The following is a 17,408-nucleotide window of genomic DNA, read 5'->3' as shown; positions in this document are numbered from 1 at the left end:
GCCGTTGCATCTGGGGAATGCAACGGACGTCCCTGGCGCCACAGCCGACACGGTGCATCCGCCGATCGTCGCGCGCTCAGACGGCTGCGCCGCCGATCCACACGCCGCGGACCTGCAGGTCCGCGGACAGCAGCACCGCATCGGCGAGCGATGCCGGCGCGAGCGTGCCGAGGTCCTGCTCGCGCCCGATCGCGCGGGCGGGAACGAGGGTGAGCGCGCCGACGGCGTCGACCAGGTCAACCCCCGCGGTCACCGCGCAGCGCAGCGCCGCATCCTGGGTCAGCGTCGATCCGGCGATCGACCCGCCGTCGGCGAGTCGGGCGATGCCGGCGACGACATCGACCTCGAGCCCGCCCAACTCATAACGCCCATCCGCGGCGCCCGCTCCGGCCATGGCATCGGTGATCAGCGCCACGCGTCCAGGCGCCATGAGGAACGCGAGGCGCACGATCTCCGGGTGCAGGTGCACACCGTCGGCGATGACCTCGAGGGTGACACGGGAGTCGGATGCCGCGGCCACAACCGGTCCGGGATCCCGGTGGTGCAGCGGGGGCATCGCGTTGAACGCGTGCGTGAGGATCGTCGCACCGGCGTCGAAGGCCGCCCCGGCCGCGTCGAAACCGGCATCCGTATGTCCGACCGCGGCCGCCGCGCCGCCCGCCACGATGGCGCGGATCGCGTCGTGCCCGCCGGGCCGTTCCGGTGCCAGGGTCACCTGGCGCACCGTGCCGCGCCCCGCCGCGAGCAGACGTTCGACGGCGGCGAGGCTGGGATCGCGGAGCAGCGAGAGATCGTGCGCGCCCTTGTGCCCGGGGTCGAGGAATGGCCCCTCGAGATGCGAGCCGAGGATCTCGGGGTCGTCCGCCATGACGTCCGCGACCATCGCCACCCGGCGCTCCAGGGTTTCGAGGGGGGCGGTGACGAGCGAGACCACCGCGCGGGTCGTCCCGTGCGCGCGGTGCAGCGCCCGGGCGACCTCGATGGCGTCCGGTCCGTCGTCGTACGAGGCGCCGCCGCCGCCGTGCCCGTGCAGATCGATGAAGCCCGGCGTCAGCAGGGCTCCCGGGCCGGCCAGTGCGGTGCCGTCGACGATGGTCGCGGCATCCGTCCCCTGCGTGGCCCGCCAGCCGTCGCCGGTCCCCGTCGCGACGACCCGATCGCCGTCGAAGCGCACCCACGCGTCGTCGATGATGCGACCCCCGGCGTGCGGGCCGGGCAGAACCTGCCGCACGGAGTGGATGACGGTGGTCAGTCGGTCGTCCATGGGATCTCCTTCGATGCGTGGAACCGGATGCCGAGGCTCGTCCAGAGCGGTCCGAGGGCGCCCACCCGCGTGCGGAAGGACGCCCAGGTGCGCTGTTCGCTGGAGCCGGCCGGGGGAGACCAGGCGGCCTCCGCGGCCGCGGCGATGCGCGGGAAGGCCATCGTGTCGATGTCTTCCAGGTCGCGGATCGTCTCGCTCCACAGCGGCGCCTCGATGCCCAGGATGTCGGCATCGGCGATGCCGTCGATGATGACGGAGGGCTCCCAGGAGTAGGCGCGCTCGACGCTCGTGGGGCCGTTCGCCCAGGCGAGGCCGAGCGAGGTCGTGTCGTCGTACTTCATGTCGAGGTAGATCGCATCGGCGGGGGAGAGGATCACCTGTGCGCCGTGGCGGACGAAGGCGCGGGTCTTCTCGTCCATGCCGTTCGTGGGCGTCAGGAACCCCCAGTACTGGCCGACCGTGTCGGGGTGGAGGTCGGGTGCGGCGCCGGCCTCGTGCCAGGTCACCGGGATCTTGCCGAGGTCTGCCACGATCGCGGTGGCACGCGCCATGAACTCGGCGAAGTCGTCGGGATCGGTGCCGAGCGACTCGTCGCCGCCGAGGTGGAGGTACGGCCCCGGAGTCATGGCCGCCAGCTCGCCGAACACGTCGGAGACGAAGTCGTAGGTCGCCTCCTCGTGAATCCGCAGCGAGGAGAAGCCGACGGCGATCCCCTCGTAGGGGTGGCCGGCGCGCGGGGGTGGGTCTGCGTCGTGCGGCTCGCCGTGCTCGGGGAGCACGGGTGCTTCGGCGAGTTCGGGGTACGCCAGGCCGACGGCGTGCGTGTGACCCGGCATGTCGAGTTCGGGGACCACCGTCACGTGCCGCGCGGCCGCGTACGCGACGATCTCGGCGTAGTCCGCCTTGGTGAAGTAACCGCCGGCATCGCCGCCGACCGACGTGCCGGACGCGAGCTCGGTCAGCTTCGGACGGGAGTCGAGCTGGAGGCGCCAGCCCTGGTCATCGCTGAGGTGCAGATGCAGGGTGTTGAACTTCAGGCCGGCCGCACGGTCGATGTACGCCTTGACGGTGTCGACCGTCTGGAAGTGGCGCGCGACGTCGAGCATCACCCCGCGATACGCGAAGCGGGGGACATCGGCGATCTCGAGCGCCGGGATCACCCAGCGCTCGCCGTCGCGCGCGATCAGCTGACCGAGCGTCTGGACGCCATAGAACGCTCCGGCCGCATCGGCGCCGGTGATGACGACGGATGCCGCGTCCACCGCGATGCGGTACGACTCGGGCGCTCCGCCCGGCGTGATGCGCACGTCGATCCGGGTGTCGGCGCCGGGTTCGTCGGGGCCGGCGGCGGTCAGGCCCGTGCGCGCCTCGAGCAGGCGGCGGAGGGCGGCCGCGGCATCCGTCTCTCCCGTGACGAGCACGCCGTCGTAAAGGACGAAGGGGGCTCCGGCCGACGCCTCGATCGAGGCGGGGGCGGGGACGACGGGCGGCAGCGGCACGGCTTCTCCACTTCTGGTCGGCCGCGACTCGCACCGGTGCGGCCCATCCAAGGATCTCACGTAAAGAGCCCTAACAAATAGCCCGGCCAGCCTATCAGCGCGGTGTCCGATATGCTCGACGAGTCGCAACTGGCGTTGAGGTGGGTTACCACCGGGGAGCGACAGACAACGGCATTCGACCGCGCGCCTGGGCCGATGCGAGACCGAACTCGGCAAGCCCGCACCGCGGGCGGCCGAAACTCACAAAGCCGTCGTCAAGGAGATCCCCAGTGACCGATAAGTACTTCAACGCCCCCCTCGCCGAAGTCGATCCCGAGATCGCGCAGGTGCTCGAGCGCGAACTGCAGCGACAGCGCGGGTATCTCGAGATGATCGCGTCCGAGAACTTCGTGCCCGTGTCGATCCTGCAGTCGCAGGGCTCGGTGCTCACGAACAAGTACGCCGAGGGCTACCCCGGTCGCCGCTACTACGGGGGCTGCGAAGAGGTCGACGTCGCCGAGGAGCTCGCCATCGAACGGGCCAAGGCCCTGTTCGGCTCCGAGTTCGCGAACGTCCAGCCGCACTCGGGTGCCACGGCGAACGCGGCAGTGCTGCACGCCATCGCCCGCCCCGGCGACACCCTGCTCGGCCTGTCCCTCGACCAGGGTGGCCACCTCACGCACGGCATGAAGATCAACTTCTCCGGCCGCCTCTACAGCATCGTCGCGTACGGGGTCGACCCCGAGACGTCGCTCGTCGACATGGCCGAGGTGCGCCGGCTCGCGATCGAGCACAAGCCCAAGGTCATCATCGCGGGCTGGTCCGCGTACCCCCGTCAGCTCGACTTCGCCGCCTTCCGTGCGATCGCCGACGAGGTCGGCGCGCTGCTCTGGGTGGACATGGCGCACTTCGCCGGCCTCGTGGCCGCAGGCCTGCATCCGTCGCCGGTGCCGCACGCCCACGTGGTCTCGTCCACCGTGCACAAGACCATCGGCGGACCGCGGTCGGGCTTCATCCTCACCAACGACGCCGATCTCGCGAAGAAGCTCAACACCGCCGTCTTCCCCGGCCAGCAGGGCGGCCCGCTCATGCACGTGATCGCCGCGAAGGCCACCGCGTTCAAGCTCGCCGCGACGCCGGAGTTCAAGGAGCGCCAGCAGCGCGTGCTGAATGGCGCACACCTCATCGCGGAGCGGCTTTCGAAGCCGGATGTCGCGGCCGCGGGCATCAGCGTGCGCTCGGGCGGCACCGACGTGCACCTCGTGCTCGTCGACCTCCGCCACGCCGAGATCGACGGCAAGCAGGCGGAGGACCTCCTGCACGAGATCCACATCACGGTGAACCGCAACGCGGTGCCGAACGACCCGCGTCCGCCGATGGTGACGTCGGGGCTGCGGATCGGCACGCCGGCGCTCGCCACGCGCGGATTCGGCGACGCCGAGTTCGCCGAGGTCGCCGACATCATCGCGCTCGCGCTGTTGCCCGGAGCCGATGTCGAGGCGCTGCGCGGGCGCGTCGCCGCCCTCACCTCCGCGTTCCCGCTCTACCCGGGTCTCCAGCAGTAGGGCGCGTCGCACTCCGCCCAAGCCCACGACCCCGCGAAAAACCACTTCGCGCCTGAGAAACCACTTCGCGATCGAGAAACCACGCGCTGCGTGATGTCTCATCGGCAATGTGGTTTCTCGAGATGAGGAAGGAACGACCATGACCGCACAGAGACTGGACGGCAAGGCCGCCGCGGCCGGCATCAAGGCCGAGCTGCGCGAGCGCGTCGCCGCGCTCAACGAGCGGGGCATCGTGCCTGGCATCGCCACCGTGCTCGTCGGGGCCGACCCCGCGTCGCAGCTGTACGTCGGCATGAAGCACCGCGAGTCCGAGGCGATCGGCATGAACTCGATCCAGCGCGAGCTGCCGGCCGACGCCACGCAGGCCGAGGTCGAGGCGCTGATCGACGAACTCAACGCCGACCCCACCTGCCACGGCTACATCGTGCAGCTGCCGCTGCCGAAGCACCTCGACACCGACGCGATCCTCGAGCGCATCGACCCCGCCAAGGACGCCGACGGCCTGCATCCGACCAACCTCGGCCGGCTCGTGCTCAACGTCAACTCCCCGATCACGACGCCGCTCCCTTGTACGCCGCGCGGTGTGATCGAGCTGCTGCTGCGCAACGACTACGACCTCAAGGGCAAGCACGTGGTCGTCGTCGGTCGCGGCGTCACGATCGGCCGGTCGATCGGGCTGCTGCTCACGCGCCGCGAGATCAACGCGACGGTGACCCTCACCCACACGGGCACCGTCGATCTCGGCCGGTATCTGCGGGAGGCGGACGTCATCGTCGCCGCGGCGGGCGTCAAGCACATCGTGCGCCCCGAGGACGTCAAGCCCGGCGCGGCCGTGCTCGACGTCGGGGTGACCCGGGAAGCGGACCCTGAGACGGGCAAGTCCAAGGTCTACGGCGACGTGCATCCCGACGTCGCCGAGGTTGCGGGCTTCCTGTCGCCGAATCCCGGCGGCGTGGGCCCGATGACCGTGGCGCTGCTCATGACGAACGTCGTGGAAGCGGCCGAGCGCGCAGCGGGCTGAGGCCTGGTCTCACAAAAGCGGCAAAGCGAGGCCGTCTGGCCGCGTTTCTGAGACCGGCGGCCTGGTGACGCGCCGGCCTGAGCGGTGAAGCGGGCGGGGAAGGCGCGGGTTCGCCCGCGTCAGCTCTTGCCGAGGTCGTCGAACATGCGCCGCTGCTCGTCGGTGAGACCGTCGTGCAGTTCGGCGCGCGTCGCCTGCGTCGGGGCCGGCGAGTTCGCGGCGGGCGCGGCATCCGTCGATGATGCCTTCGTGATCCCGGCGTGCGCCTGGTCGTAGAGCACGTCGGCCTTCGCTTCGACCTTGTCTTCGATCGCCGCGTAGATCGCCCAGCCGATGAGGAAGATGAGCGGGGGCAGGAGGTAGCCCCAGAACCAGTTGTTGACCGAAACCCCGGAGAAGATCACGACGATCACCCAGACGATGAGTTCGACGAGGAAGACCGTTCCCCAGCGCACGAGCGTCTCGGTGCCCTTGCCCCGCTGGCCCGCGGATTTCGCCGACCGGTTGGCGAACGCCTTGGTGATGAGGGGCTTCACCCACACCGACGCGATCGTGAGGATCACGGCCGCCCACAGGGCGCCCCAACCGACGTTGACGCTTCGCAGCAGCCCGATGATGAGCAGCACGACGAGGTTGAACACATACAGGGCGCCGAAACGGACGATCCACTTCTTCATGGGATCAGAGTGGCACGTCCGGGGCGCCCGTCGCGAGCACCATGGAACCGTGTGTCATGCGGCGACGACGTCGCGTTCGCGGGAGACGGATGCCGCGGCATCCCGTGCACCGAAACGTGCGACTTCGGCGAGCCACTTGTCACGGGCCGGCTCCTCCGCGAATCGTACGGCCGAGAAGCGGCTGACGCCGATGGTCTTGACGCCGCAGTAGCTGAGGGTCGCGTTCTTCAGGCTCGCCTCGGAGGCCCGGCGATAAACGAGTCGATTCCAGAACCCGGGGGAGTCCATCGTCATGACGATCCGCGCGGTGCGTCCAGCGAGGAGGCGCTCGGACAGCGCCGAGCGGTCGCGGTACCGGAAGGCGAACCCGGACAGGAACACCCGGTCGATGAAGGCCTTGAGCGCGGCCGGATAGGTGCCCCACCACTGCGGGTGGAAGAACACGAGGTGGTCGGCCCACTCGACATCGGCGACGTATCMCGCGACGTCCGGATCGAGCGGCACATCGGCGTCGGAGCGGGGCACCCGCAGGTCGCCGCGCGAGGTCGGATGGGCGGGGATCGGGTCGACCGCGAGATCGATCACGCGGACATCCGCCCCGCCCGCTCGAGCGGCTGCGGCGTAGGCGTCGGCGAGGGCGTGGTTGAGGCTGCCGCCGATCGGGGTTCCGATGACGATCAGAGTGTGCACGGGCGTGGAACCGGTCATGCGAGGGGTCCTTTCTCTTCGACGAGCGTGATGAGCAGAGCGAGCTGGCGATTGAGGACGGCGACATCGACACCCTCGGCGGTGAGGCGCGGATCGCCGAACAGGACCGTGAATTCGGCCTCCAGTGCGCCGCCGGCGTCGCGGACGAGTTCGACGGCGCGCGCAGTCGGCGAGACCAGCACGCGTCTGCCGTGGTGCGGGTCGGAAGCGGTCTTGACCCAGCCGTCGGCGACGAGCCCGGGCACGCGCTTGCTGACGGCTGCCTTCGTGACGCCGAGGGCGCGGCCGAGAGTCGTGATGTCGGCGCTCTCGCTGTCGACGACGACCGCGACGAACAGGAACGTGCTGAACGACACGCCGTGGCGGGACTGCAGGAAGTCCTCGGCAAAGGCGTCGAGGGTCGACACGAGGTGGTGCAGTGTCGCGGTGATCCGTTCGGCCATGCCAAGAGTCAACCAGTTGACAACATGAGTGTCAACAGGTTTACAACATCTGGTCGCGCGCCCGGGTCAGGACATCTCGACGAGCTGGTTGAGGTCGTCGCCCGGGAGGACGTCGGCGACCGCGGTGACGTTCACGCTCACCAGGTCGGCCCGGCCGGACAGCACATTGAGGAAGGCCGTGTCCGCGGCATCCCTCCCCGTCGCGATGCGCACGAGCGACGACCGGGGCGCGAGCGTCGTGGCGTCCACGACGCACCAGCGCTCGTCGACCCATGCCTCCGCGACCGCGTGGAAATCCATCGGGCTCAGCCCCGGGGCATAGACAGCGGCGAGGCGGGCCGGGATGCCGAGAGCCCGCAGCAGTGCGACCACGAGGTGGGAGTAGTCACGGCACACGCCCTGCCTGCTCAGCAGGGTGCGGATGGCGCCGTCGGTGGGCAGCGAAGAGCCCGACACGTAGAGGAGGCGGGTGCCCACCCAGGACGACACCGAGGCCAGGAGCGCGGCGGAGTCGGCGATGCCGGCGAACTCGGCGGCGGCGGTGGGCGCGAGGGCATCCGATTCGGCGTAGCGGCTGGGGCGACGATAGGCCAGGAGGTCCGCCTCGGACGTGGGCGGCGGTGTCGCCTCGCCGACGATCGCGGCCGAGTACTCCGCGACGAACGCGCCGACCGGGCTCGTCATGCGGTGGAGCCGCGTGCCGTGGGCGTCCGTGACCTCGTGGACGTCGATCGGGGCGCCATTGACGGTCGCCGTGAAGCTCTCCCGCTCGGTGGTGTAGCCCCCTGCCACCGCCACGGCGAAGACCAGATCGGCCGGCTCGGTGACGTTCAGTTCGACCCTGGAGGTGACATCCCTGTTCATGGGCTCACTCTGTCATGGCCGGATGAATGCGGGCGAGGGTTGACGACGCCGCGCGACTTCAGTACGAAGCGGGCTCCGCGCGGTCGTCGACAGCGGGGACGAAGGTCTTGGCGAGCGCCTCCGAGCCCCGGGCGAGCAGACTGACGTCGGCGCCGACCAGGACGAACGAGGCGCCGGCATCGAGGTACGCCCGCGCGACCGTCGGGTCGAACGCGTTCACGCCGACAGGCTTGCCGGTGTCGCGCACGGCGTCGAACGTGCGCCGCAYCGCCGCGATGACGTCGGGGTGTGTCTGCTCGCCGAGCAGCCCCATCGACGCTGCCAAGTCGGAGGGTCCGACGAAGACCCCGTCGACGCCGTCCACCGCGGCGATCTCGGCCGCGGCATCCACTCCCGCCGTCGTCTCGATCTGCACGAAGAGCGAAACGTGGGCGTCGGCATCGGCCAGGTAGCCCTCGACGCGGTTCCAGCGGGCCGAGCGGGCGAGCGCCGATCCGACCCCACGGCTGCCGCGCGGCGGGTAGCGGACCGCGTCGACCGCGGCGCGGGCGGCATCGGTGGAGGAGATCATCGGCACGAGGATGTTCTGCGCGCCGAGATCGAGCACCTGCTTGATCGTCACGACGTCGCCGATCGGCACGCGCACGACCGGGGTCACCGGGTGGGCCGAGACCGCGTGCAGCTGGGCAAGGACGGACTCGAGGCCGTTGGGGGCGTGCTCCATGTCGATCAGCACCCAGTCCAGGCCCGCGCCGGCGCAGATCTCGGCGACGAGCGGCGACCCGGAGCAGACCCAGATGCCGGCGAGCGGGCGAGAGGCAGCGGCGAGTGCGTCCCGGAAGGTCGGGCTCAGACGAATCGGCATGTGATGGTTCCCATCGGTCCATAGTCGCAGTGGATGGTGTCGCCGTGAGAGACCCATACGGGGCGCGTGAACGACCCGGCGAGGATGATCTCACCGGCCTCCAGCCGCGCGCCGTGCTGGTGCAGCTTGTTCGCCAGCCACGCGACACCCGTGGCGGGGTGGCCGAGCACGCCGGCCGCGACGCCGGTCTCTTCGATCTCGCCGTTGCGCGAGAGCACCCCGGGCACCCAGCGCAGGTCGATCTCGTCGGGGTGCTTGCGGACGTCGCCGAGCACCATGGCGCCGTAGGCGGCGTTGTCGGAGATCGTGTCGACGATCGTCCGGCCTTCCAGCTCGATGTGCGAGTTCAGCACCTCGAGCGCGGGCACCGCGTAGTCGATCGCGCGGAGCGCGTCGTTCAGGCTGCAGTCGGGGCCTTCGAGCGGTTCCTTCAGCACGAAGGCCAGCTCGACTTCGATGCGCACGTTCGAGAAGAGATCCACGGGGATCTCGACGCCGCTCCGATAGACGGTGTCGTCGAACATCACGCCGTAGTCGGGTTCGGTGATGCCGGTCGCCTGCTGCATCGCCTTCGAGGTGAGGCCGATCTTGCGGCCCACGAGTCGCCGCCCCGCGGCGATGTTCTGCTCTCGCCAGACCCCTTGGATCGCGTAGGAGTCGTCGATCGTCGCCTCGGGATGGCGGGCCGTGATGCGCGGGATCACGCTGTGCGAGCGGTCGGCCTCGGCGAGTTCGTCGGCGAGCGCCGCGATGGTCTCAGGATCGAGCATGGTCAGGCCCTCACAGCTGGTGGCCGAGCTTGTATTCGCCCTGCTTCCAGCTGGGCAGCTCGTCGGGGGTGTCGTCCGGGCGGGTGTAGGAGAACCCGTCGGCGCCGATCGTGACGGCCATCTCGCTCGTGTCGGTGCGTGCGACCACCGGCTGCGGGTTGCCGTCGAGATCCAGTACGAGGGATGCCTCGGTGTACCAGGACGGCACCACCGGGTTGCCCCACCAGTCGCGGCGCTGGTTGTCGTGGACGTCCCAGGTGATCACCGGGTTGTCCGGGTCGCCGGTGTAGTAGTCCTGCGTGTAGATCTCGACGCGGTGCCCGTCGGGGTCGCGCAGGTACAGGTAGAACGCGTTCGACACGCCGTGCCGGCCGGGGCCGCGTTCGATGGCGTCGGAGCGGCGGAGCGCGCCGAGCTTGTCGCAGATCGCGAGGATGTTGTGCTTCTCGTGGGTGGCGAACGCGACGTGGTGCATGCGCGGGCCGTCGCCGCCGGTCATCGCGGTGTCGTGCACGGTGGGCTTGCGACGCATCCACGCGGCGTAGACGGTGCCTTCGTCGTCCTGGATGTCCTCGGTGACCCGGAACCCGAGGGACTGCATGAAGTTGACCGCACGAGGCACGTCGGGGGTGACCTGGTTGAAGTGGTCGAGGCGGACGAGCTCCCCGGGGGTGTGCAGGTCGTAGCGCCAGGAGAGGCGCTCGACGTGCTCGGTCTGGTGGAAGAACTCGTACGGGAACCCGAGCGGGTCGGTGACCCGCACCGAGTCGCCGATGCCGTTCACGAATCCCTCCGCGCGACGCTCGACGCGGCATCCGAGCTCCTTGTAGAAGGCGACGGCCTTGTCGAGGTCTTCGGGGGTGCGGACGCGGTACGAGAAGGCGGCGACGGCGGCGATCGGACCCTGGCGCAGGACCAGGTTGTGGTGGATGAACTCCTCGGTCGAACGGAGGTAGATCGCGTGCTCGTCTTCCTCGGTGACGTAGAGGCCCAGGACGTCGACGTAGAAGACGCGGGATGCCGCGAGATCGGTGACGATGAGCTCCATGTAGGCGCAGCGCAGGATGTCGGGGGGAGAGGCCTGCGGTGTGGGCACCGGGTTGTCGGAGTGGATCGGCGCCTCCTGGGAGACGTAGAAGCCGGAGGAGGTGAGGGTCTTGTCGGTGGTCATATCAGTCAGCGTCCTTGCTTGCCGAAGGTGGGGTTGTGGGCAGCGCCGAGGGTGATGTGCACGGCCTGCTGGTCGGTGTAGAAGTCGATCGAGCGATACCCGCCCTCGTGGCCGAGGCCGGAGGCCTTGACCCCGCCGAACGGGGTGCGGAGGTCGCGCACGTTGTTCGAGTTGAGCCACACCATGCCGGCTTCGACGGCCTGCGCGAAGTTGTGCGCGCGCTTCAGGTCGTTGGTCCAGATGTAGGCGGCGAGCCCGTACTTCGTGTCGTTCGCGAGGGTGAGGGCTTCCTCGTCGGTGTCGAACGGGGTGATGGCGACGACGGGGCCGAAGATCTCCTCCTGGAAGATCCGCGCGTCGGGTGCCACATCGGCGAACACGGTCGGGGCGACGAAGTTGCCGGTGTCGAAACCTTCGGGACGGCCGCCGCCGGCGACCAGGCGCCCCTCGGTCTTGCCGATCTCGACGTAGCTCATCACCTTGTCGTAGTGCTCGGGGTGCACGAGCGCGCCCACCTCGGTCGCCGGGTCGTGCGGGTAGCCGACCTTCACTCGCTTGGCCTGGGCCGCGTAGCGCTCGACGAACTCGTCGTAGATCTCGCGCTGCACGAGGATGCGCGACCCCGCTGTGCAGCGCTCGCCGTTGAGCGAGAACACGCCGAAGATCGTCGCGTCGATCGCCGCCTCCAGGTCGGCATCGGCGAAGACGATCGCGGGGGACTTGCCGCCGAGCTCCATCGAGAGGCCCTTCAGGAACGGTGCGGCGTTGCCGAAGATCAGCTTGCCGGTGCTGCTCTCGCCGGTGAAGGAGATGAGCGGGACATCGGGATGCTTCACCAGCGCGTCGCCGGCATCCTCACCGAGCCCGTTCACGAGGTTGAAGACGCCCTTCGGCAGCCCCGCCTCCTCGAAGATGCCCGCCCACAGGGACGCCGACAGCGGCGTGAACTCGGCCGGCTTCAGCACCACCGTGTTGCCTGTCGCGAGCGCGGGGCCGAGCTTCCACGACTCCAGCATGAATGGGGTGTTCCACGGGGTGATGAGCCCGGCGACCCCGATCGGCTTGCGGTTCACGTAGTTGATCTGACGGCCGGGCACCTTGTAGGTGTCGTCGGCCTGCGCCACGATCAGGTCGGCGAAGAACCGGAAGTTCTCCGCCGCCCGCCGCGCCTGGCCGAGCGCCTGCGTGATCGGCAGGCCTGAGTCGAACGACTCCAGCTCGGCGAGCCGGGCATCCTGCGACTCGACGATGTCGGCGATGCGATGCAGCACCCGCGAACGATCGCGGGGCAGCATCCGCGGCCACGGGCCCTCGGTGAAGGCGCGACGCGCGGCGGCGACAGCCCTGTCGATGTCGGCCTTCTTGCCGGCCGCAGCCTGCAGGTAGACCTCGTTCGAGACGGGGTCGAGCACGTCGAACGTGTCGCCGTCGACCGAGTCGACGAACTCGCCGTCGATGTAGTGCTGGATGCGCGTGGGCAGGTCGGCGGGGACGTGACGCTCGGCAGCCGCGGCGCGGTTCGGCGCTCCGGCTGCGATGCCCGTGGCGATGTCTGTCATGAGATTCCTCGGGTTGGGTCTGGTCAGACGGCGGGGAGGCCAAGGGCCTCGTCGGGGTGTTCGTGGGTCAGGTACGCGTCGAGCGTCGCGGACCGGTGACGGCGGGCGGCCATCTCGATCTCGCTCAGGGCGGCGCCCCGCTCGATCAGCGCCAGGATGGCCTCGTGCTCGCGCACCGACTCCGCGGCACGCCCTGGTACGAAGCTGAAGGTCGAGTCGCGCAGGTGACCGAGCCTCGACCACTCGGCGTTGACGAGCTCGAGCATGCGCGGGTTCGCGCACCGCGCGAACAGGATCGCGTGGAACTCCTGGTTCAGCGCCGTGAACGAGCGCGGGTCGAAGTGGTCGAGTGTCTCGACCATGAGCTCGTTGACCGCCCGGGCGCGGCGGAGGTCGTCGGCGGACAGACGGCGAGCGGCCAGTGCGGTGGCAGTCCCCTCGAGGAAGCTGAGCGCCTGCATGCTGAACCGGTACTGCGAGTCATCCACCATCGACACATGGGCGCCGACGTTGCGCTCGAAGGTCACGAGTCCCTCGGCCTCGAGCTGGCGGATGGCCTCGCGGACGGGCACGACGCTCATGTCGAGCTCGTTCGCGATCGAGCCCAGCACGAGGCGGTACCCCGGGGTGAAGTCCTGGTTCGCGATCCGTCCCTTGATCCAGTGGTAGGCCCGCTGCGACTTGCTCTGCGAGACCTCCGGTTCCTGAGCTTGTCGAAGGGGCGTCACTTGCTCCGGCGCCATGCGTCGTACCGTGCCTTCCACTCGGCGTTCATCGGGAACAGTCCCTCGACGGGATGACCCGCCGCGACCTGCGTGGCCACGAAGGCGTCCTCGTCCTCCTGCGCGAGGGCCGCATCCACGACCTCGCCGACGAGTGCGGGCGGGATCACGATCACGCCGTCCGCGTCCCCCACGATGATGTCCCCCGGCTGCACGGTCGTGCCGCCGCATCCGATCGTCAGGTCGAGATCCCACGGCACATGCTTGCGTCCGAGGACGGCCGGGTGCGCTCCGTTCGAGAAGATCGGGATGCCGATCCCGGCCACCGTGTCGTAGTCGCGGACGCCGCCGTCGGTGATGATGCCGGCGGCGCCGCGCGCCTGGGCGCGGAGGGCGAGGATGTCGCCGAGCGTCCCCGAGCCGGTCTCGCCGCGCGCCTCGATCACGATGATCTCGCCCTCGCCGACGGTGTCGAATGCGCGCTTCTGTGCGTTGTAGCCGCCGCCGTGCGATGCGAAGAGGTCCTCGCGAGCGGGGACGAAGCGCAGGGTCTTGGCGGTGCCGACGATCTTTGTGCCCGCGTGCATGGGCCGGACGCCGTCGATCGTGACGTTGTTGAGCCCGCGTCTGCGCAGCTGCGCGCTGAGGCCCGCGACGGGTGTGCGCAGCAGCTTCTCGCGGAGTTCGGGGGTCAGAGCGGAGCCGGTCCCTGAGCTTGTCGAAGGGCTTGCGGCGGCATCGGACGCTTCGACAGGCTCAGCGACCGATGCGGGCTCAGCGACCGCGGATCGGCCCCACGCTTCGGCGCGCTGGAGGTCATCGACGGCGGGAAGCGATCCCAGCGCCGGATCGAAGGCCGCCGCGCCCTGCGTCACCGTGGTGATGAGTCGGCCGGAGGTGAGCCCGCGCCCGGGAGCATCAACCTCGACCTCGACGACGTCGCCGGGCACGACGACGGATGAGCCCGCCGGTGTGCCGGTGAGGATCACATCGCCGGGCTCGAGCGTGAAGTGCTGCGACAGATCTGCGACGAGCTGCGCGAGCGGAAAGATGAGCCCCGCCGTGGTGTCGTCCTGCGCGAGGGTCCCGTTGACCCAGGTTCGCAGCCGCAGTCCGTCGGGCTCGATAGCCCCGGCATCCAGCAGGGTGGGCCCGATCGGGGTGAATCCGTCGCCGCCTTTGGATCGCACGTTCGATCCCTTGTCGTTCGCGCGGAGGTCGTAGAGCCCGAAGTCGTTGGCTGCGGTGACCCAGCCGACATGCGCCCACGCGCCCTCGAGGGTGACGTGTCGAGCGGCCGTTCCGATCACGAGCGCGATCTCGCCCTCGAACGCGAGCAGCTCGGTGCCCGCGGGTCGTTCGATGGATCCACCGGATGCCGCGACCGAGCTCGACGGCTTGAAGAAGTAGCTCGGCGCATCCGGGCGGCGTCCGCGCTGATCCGCTCGCGACGCATAGCTGAGGTGGATCGCGATGATCTTTCCCGGGCGGCAGGGCAGGGCCGCGAATCGCGGATCCGCTGCCGCCTTCGTGTCGTTCTCGGTGATCATGAGCTCCCTCGCCCTTGCGTCGTATTTGAAATCGTATATGATGACTTCGCGTCGGGCAACAACGATCTCCAGCCATGGAGATTCCGCCCGCAGTGACAGTGACGTCCAACCCGCACAGGAGCCGGCAATTCTCATGAGCACCTCACACACGCAGTCATCACGATCCGAGGGCTTCACGCCCACGGGCACGATCGCAGCACACTCTGATCGTCGACGCGTGGTCTTCGCGACCGTCGTCGGCACCACAGTCGAGTGGTACGACTTCTTCATCTACGCCGCCGCTGCGGGTCTCGTCTTCGGACAGCTCTTCTTCGCGGGCCTGGGTCCGAACAGCGTCCTGCTGTCGTTCGCCACCGTGGGCATCAGCTTCCTGTTCCGCCCGCTCGGGGCGTTCCTCGCGGGGCACTTCGGCGACAAGTACGGCCGCAAGGTCGTGCTGATGCTCACGCTGATCCTGATGGGTCTCGCGACGGCGCTGATCGGCCTCCTGCCCACCTACGAGGCGATCGGGGTCTGGGCGCCCGTCCTGCTCATCCTGCTCCGCATCGTGCAGGGGATTTCGGCGGGCGGCGAGTGGGGTGGTGCCGCTCTGATGGCGGTGGAGCACGCGCCCGGGCCGAAGCGTGGGCTGTTCGGCGCGTCGCCGCAGATCGGTGTGCCCCTCGGCCTGCTGCTGGCCTCGAGCATGATGGCGATCATGTCGCTCGTCGCACCGGGTGACGCCTTCCTCGCGTGGGGCTGGCGCATCCCGTTCCTCTTCAGCGTCGTCCTCATCGTCGTCGGCTACTACATTCGTCGCCGCGTCGAAGAAAGCCCGGTGTTCGTAGAGATCGCCGAGCGCAAGGAGAAGACCCGGATGCCGATCATCCAGCTCTTCCGCAAGCACGCCCTCCTCGTGCTGGTCGCAGCGATGGTCTTCGCCGGCTCGAACGCCGCCGGGTACATGACAACGGGCGGGTACATCCAGAACTACACGACCAACCCCGAGGGTCCGGTCGGGCTGGACCGCGGACCGGTGCTCTGGGCTGTGACGGGAGCCTCGGTCGCCTGGCTCATCACGACGCTGTTCGGCGGATGGGTCAGCGACAAGATCGGTCGCCGCCGCACGTTCATCATGGGATGGGTCGCGCAGCTGGTCGGCGTCATCGCACTGTTCCCGCTCGTGAACACCGGAAACATCTGGCTCATCCTGCTTGCCCTGGTGATCCTCTCAGTGGGCATCGGCGTCACTTACGGGCCGATCTCGGTGCTCTACGCAGAGCTGTTCCCGGCCTCCGTCCGCTTCTCCGGTGTGTCGATCGCGTACGCCCTCGGCGCCATCCTGGGAGGCGCGTTCGCTCCCCTGATCGCGACCGCTCTCGTTCAGGCGACGGGATCGACGATCTCCGTGACCTGGTACCTGGTGGGCATGACGCTCGTGGGGCTTACCGGAACGCTCCTCCTCCGCGACCGGTCGGGCATTCCCCTCGGTCCCGACCACGAAGCCGAACAGGCGGTCAGCCCGATCTACGGTCGGTCCAAGGCGTGAGGTGCGGGCGCCCACGGCCCGTGGCGCCCCCCCACCGGTGATTCATGGGTGCCCGGCGGCTTCGCCGCCGGGCACCCATTGGCGCGCGCCGACGGTCGCGGTCGCCAGCGTCACCAAGGCGCGAGCGCGTTCGGTCAACGTCATCGCAGCGGGCCAGACCATGACAACAGCCTCCGCGGAGAACTCTGGAGAGATCGGCTTGGCAACGACTCGGCGGCCCTCGTAGCTGTGATCGATGTGGGGCGTCTGCACCAGCAGGCTGTATCCGAGTCCTCGCCCCACCATGGAACGAACGAGCTCGAAGTTCGAGGTGCGGTGGCGCACGTTCGGGCGCACACCAGAGCGTTGGAGCATGTCCAGCGTGTGCCGGCCGCTCGGCGGCAGGTCGAGCATGATCAGCGGCTCGTCTTCGAGTTGGTGCAGCGACACCGTCTTCTCGTGTGCAAGCGCATGGTCGGCGCTGAGCAGGACGTGAACGGCGGTCTCGAACAGCAGTGCCTCCTCGAGACCGAGGGGGAGGTTGATGCGATACGTGATGATCACGTCGAGCGCTCCACGTTCGAGGAGAGGGTGCAGCTCGTCCATCGTTCCGTCGACGAACGTGACATCGACGCGGGGGTGACTCTCGCCGTACTCCTCGAGGAGCGCAGGGAGGATTGTCGGGGCGAGGGTCGAGTAGCAGCCGATGCTCAGCGGGCCTTCGAGCTCTCCGCCGCGTGACCCGGCGTGTCGCTGCAGCTCGTCTGCGAAGCGCAGCAGCGAACGGCCCTCGGTGAGCACGGCCGCTCCGGCGGGTGTGAGCACAACACCCTGTCCCTTCCTGCGCACGCACAGCTGAACCCCGAGGACGCGCTCGAGCTCGGTCAACCCGTTCGCGGTCGCGGTCGGGGTCACGAACAGCCGTTCGGCGGCCGCGTGGATCGTCCCGTGCTCGGCGATGGCGCGGAAGTACTCGAGCTGACGCAGCGTGAAGTCCGGCATCCTTCTTCTCACTTCAGATTGGGAGGTTCTAAATATAAAAGCATTTTACGTGTGAAGCCTTCGATTCGATACTGGAAGCGCAGGCCTCACACGAAGGAGTTTGAGCGTGACGAAGACATTGGCGGCGCCGCCGACGGTTGACTGGGTCGATCCGGGGCAGCTCGTAGTAGACCCCTATCCGACGTATCAGCGCCTGCGATCAGAGGCCCCGGTCGCGTGGGCTCCTTCGCTCAACAGATACC

16 protein-coding genes and 1 riboswitch are annotated in these 17,408 nt (G+C 69.1%); of the genes, 3 read left to right on the top strand and 13 right to left on the bottom strand.

Annotation, left to right across the window (positions count from 1 at the left end; translation table 11 throughout):
• Positions 1-76: 76 nt before the first annotated feature.
• Together nagA and AC1DVT_RS09660 are read right to left on the bottom strand one after the other, a co-directional pair.
• Positions 77-1,264, bottom strand: coding sequence for an N-acetylglucosamine-6-phosphate deacetylase (gene nagA / locus AC1DVT_RS09665; protein WP_477388493.1), 1,188 nt, complete (start codon positions 1,262-1,264; stop codon positions 77-79).
• Positions 1,249-2,763 (bottom strand): family 20 glycosylhydrolase, encoded by a 1,515-nt coding sequence (locus AC1DVT_RS09660; protein ID WP_477388491.1) that lies wholly within the window; start codon positions 2,761-2,763, stop codon positions 1,249-1,251. The genes nagA and AC1DVT_RS09660 overlap by 16 nt, the downstream gene beginning before the upstream one ends.
• A 115-nt stretch (positions 2,764-2,878) precedes the next feature.
• A riboswitch (ZMP/ZTP riboswitch) is annotated at positions 2,879-2,963 on the top strand.
• 69 nt (positions 2,964-3,032) lie between these two features.
• Between AC1DVT_RS09660 and glyA the strand changes: the two genes are divergently transcribed.
• Entirely contained in the window at positions 3,033-4,307 is a 1,275-nt protein-coding gene (gene glyA, locus AC1DVT_RS09655; protein ID WP_477388489.1) for a serine hydroxymethyltransferase, read from the top strand.
• Positions 4,308-4,446: 139 nt separating this feature from the next.
• The gene (locus tag AC1DVT_RS09650; RefSeq protein WP_477388487.1) at positions 4,447-5,328 is read left to right on the top strand and encodes a bifunctional methylenetetrahydrofolate dehydrogenase/methenyltetrahydrofolate cyclohydrolase; all 882 of its coding nucleotides are present in this window, start codon (positions 4,447-4,449) and stop codon (positions 5,326-5,328) included.
• A gap of 119 nt (positions 5,329-5,447) precedes the next feature.
• Here AC1DVT_RS09650 and AC1DVT_RS09645 read toward each other — a convergent pair whose 3' ends face one another.
• The 10 genes from AC1DVT_RS09645 to AC1DVT_RS09600 all read right to left on the bottom strand — a co-directional run bounded on the left by AC1DVT_RS09645 (position 5,448) and on the right by AC1DVT_RS09600 (position 14,657).
• The gene (locus tag AC1DVT_RS09645; protein ID WP_477388485.1) at positions 5,448-6,005 is read right to left on the bottom strand and encodes a hypothetical protein; all 558 of its coding nucleotides are present in this window, start codon (positions 6,003-6,005) and stop codon (positions 5,448-5,450) included.
• A 54-nt stretch (positions 6,006-6,059) separates the two neighbouring features.
• On the bottom strand, positions 6,060-6,713 hold the full coding sequence (locus tag AC1DVT_RS09640; protein WP_477388483.1) for an NAD(P)H-dependent oxidoreductase: 654 nt from the start codon (positions 6,711-6,713) through the stop codon (positions 6,060-6,062).
• The gene (locus AC1DVT_RS09635; RefSeq protein ID WP_477388481.1) at positions 6,710-7,156 is read right to left on the bottom strand and encodes a MarR family winged helix-turn-helix transcriptional regulator; all 447 of its coding nucleotides are present in this window, start codon (positions 7,154-7,156) and stop codon (positions 6,710-6,712) included. The genes AC1DVT_RS09640 and AC1DVT_RS09635 overlap by 4 nt, the downstream gene beginning before the upstream one ends.
• 66 nt (positions 7,157-7,222) lie before the next feature.
• On the bottom strand, positions 7,223-8,020 hold the full coding sequence (locus AC1DVT_RS09630; RefSeq protein ID WP_477388479.1) for a transglutaminase-like domain-containing protein: 798 nt from the start codon (positions 8,018-8,020) through the stop codon (positions 7,223-7,225).
• Between the two features lie 58 nt (positions 8,021-8,078).
• Positions 8,079-8,885: an HpcH/HpaI aldolase family protein gene (locus AC1DVT_RS09625; RefSeq protein WP_477388477.1), complete on the bottom strand. Its 807-nt coding sequence runs from the start codon at positions 8,883-8,885 to the stop codon at positions 8,079-8,081.
• Complete coding sequence (locus AC1DVT_RS09620; RefSeq protein WP_477388475.1) at positions 8,870-9,655, bottom strand: fumarylacetoacetate hydrolase family protein; 786 nt, start codon at positions 9,653-9,655, stop codon at positions 8,870-8,872. The genes AC1DVT_RS09625 and AC1DVT_RS09620 overlap by 16 nt, the downstream gene beginning before the upstream one ends.
• 10 nt (positions 9,656-9,665) lie before the next feature.
• A complete protein-coding gene (gene hpaD / locus AC1DVT_RS09615; RefSeq protein ID WP_477388473.1) occupies positions 9,666-10,826 on the bottom strand; it encodes a 3,4-dihydroxyphenylacetate 2,3-dioxygenase in 1,161 nt (386 codons plus the stop codon).
• A gap of 5 nt (positions 10,827-10,831) precedes the next feature.
• Positions 10,832-12,385, bottom strand: coding sequence for a 5-carboxymethyl-2-hydroxymuconate semialdehyde dehydrogenase (gene hpaE / locus AC1DVT_RS09610; RefSeq protein WP_477388471.1), 1,554 nt, complete (start codon positions 12,383-12,385; stop codon positions 10,832-10,834).
• A 23-nt stretch (positions 12,386-12,408) separates the two neighbouring features.
• Positions 12,409-13,128 (bottom strand): GntR family transcriptional regulator, encoded by a 720-nt coding sequence (locus tag AC1DVT_RS09605; protein ID WP_457100023.1) that lies wholly within the window; start codon positions 13,126-13,128, stop codon positions 12,409-12,411.
• Positions 13,110-14,657 carry a fumarylacetoacetate hydrolase family protein gene (locus tag AC1DVT_RS09600; RefSeq protein WP_477388469.1) on the bottom strand — a complete coding sequence of 516 codons (1,548 nt, stop codon included), beginning with the start codon at positions 14,655-14,657 and terminating at the stop codon, positions 13,110-13,112. Before AC1DVT_RS09600 ends, AC1DVT_RS09605 begins: the two co-directional genes overlap by 19 nt.
• Before the next feature lie 133 nt (positions 14,658-14,790).
• Between AC1DVT_RS09600 and AC1DVT_RS09595 the strand changes: the two genes are divergently transcribed.
• Positions 14,791-16,185, top strand: a complete 1,395-nt coding sequence (locus AC1DVT_RS09595; protein ID WP_477388467.1) for an MFS transporter — start codon at positions 14,791-14,793, stop codon at positions 16,183-16,185.
• 42 nt (positions 16,186-16,227) lie between these two features.
• On the opposite strand, the gene AC1DVT_RS09590 is transcribed toward AC1DVT_RS09595, so the two are convergent.
• On the bottom strand, positions 16,228-17,166 hold the full coding sequence (locus AC1DVT_RS09590; RefSeq protein WP_477388465.1) for a LysR family transcriptional regulator: 939 nt from the start codon (positions 17,164-17,166) through the stop codon (positions 16,228-16,230).
• Between the last annotated feature and the right edge of the window lie 242 nt (positions 17,167-17,408).

The organism is Microbacterium sp. P2_F9, assembly GCF_056403635.1.
This window is presented reverse-complemented; position numbering and strand designations above follow the sequence as displayed.

Excerpts from the sequence above, each read along its gene's own strand:
- AC1DVT_RS09595 (WP_477388467.1), top strand. The coding sequence starts at position 14,791 with ATGAGCACCTCACACACGCAGTCATCACGATCCGAGGGCTTCACGCCC.
- AC1DVT_RS09620 (WP_477388475.1), bottom strand. The coding sequence starts at position 9,655 with ATGCTCGATCCTGAGACCATCGCGGCGCTCGCCGACGAACTCGCCGAG.
- nagA (WP_477388493.1), bottom strand. The coding sequence starts at position 1,264 with ATGGACGACCGACTGACCACCGTCATCCACTCCGTGCGGCAGGTTCTG.
- AC1DVT_RS09590 (WP_477388465.1), bottom strand. The coding sequence starts at position 17,166 with ATGCCGGACTTCACGCTGCGTCAGCTCGAGTACTTCCGCGCCATCGCC.
- AC1DVT_RS09600 (WP_477388469.1), bottom strand. The coding sequence starts at position 14,657 with ATGATCACCGAGAACGACACGAAGGCGGCAGCGGATCCGCGATTCGCG.
- AC1DVT_RS09650 (WP_477388487.1), top strand. The coding sequence starts at position 4,447 with ATGACCGCACAGAGACTGGACGGCAAGGCCGCCGCGGCCGGCATCAAG.
- AC1DVT_RS09630 (WP_477388479.1), bottom strand. The coding sequence starts at position 8,020 with ATGAACAGGGATGTCACCTCCAGGGTCGAACTGAACGTCACCGAGCCG.
- AC1DVT_RS09605 (WP_457100023.1), bottom strand. The coding sequence starts at position 13,128 with ATGGCGCCGGAGCAAGTGACGCCCCTTCGACAAGCTCAGGAACCGGAG.
- hpaD (WP_477388473.1), bottom strand. The coding sequence starts at position 10,826 with ATGACCACCGACAAGACCCTCACCTCCTCCGGCTTCTACGTCTCCCAG.
- AC1DVT_RS09635 (WP_477388481.1), bottom strand. The coding sequence starts at position 7,156 with ATGGCCGAACGGATCACCGCGACACTGCACCACCTCGTGTCGACCCTC.
- AC1DVT_RS09645 (WP_477388485.1), bottom strand. The coding sequence starts at position 6,005 with ATGAAGAAGTGGATCGTCCGTTTCGGCGCCCTGTATGTGTTCAACCTC.
- hpaE (WP_477388471.1), bottom strand. The coding sequence starts at position 12,385 with ATGACAGACATCGCCACGGGCATCGCAGCCGGAGCGCCGAACCGCGCC.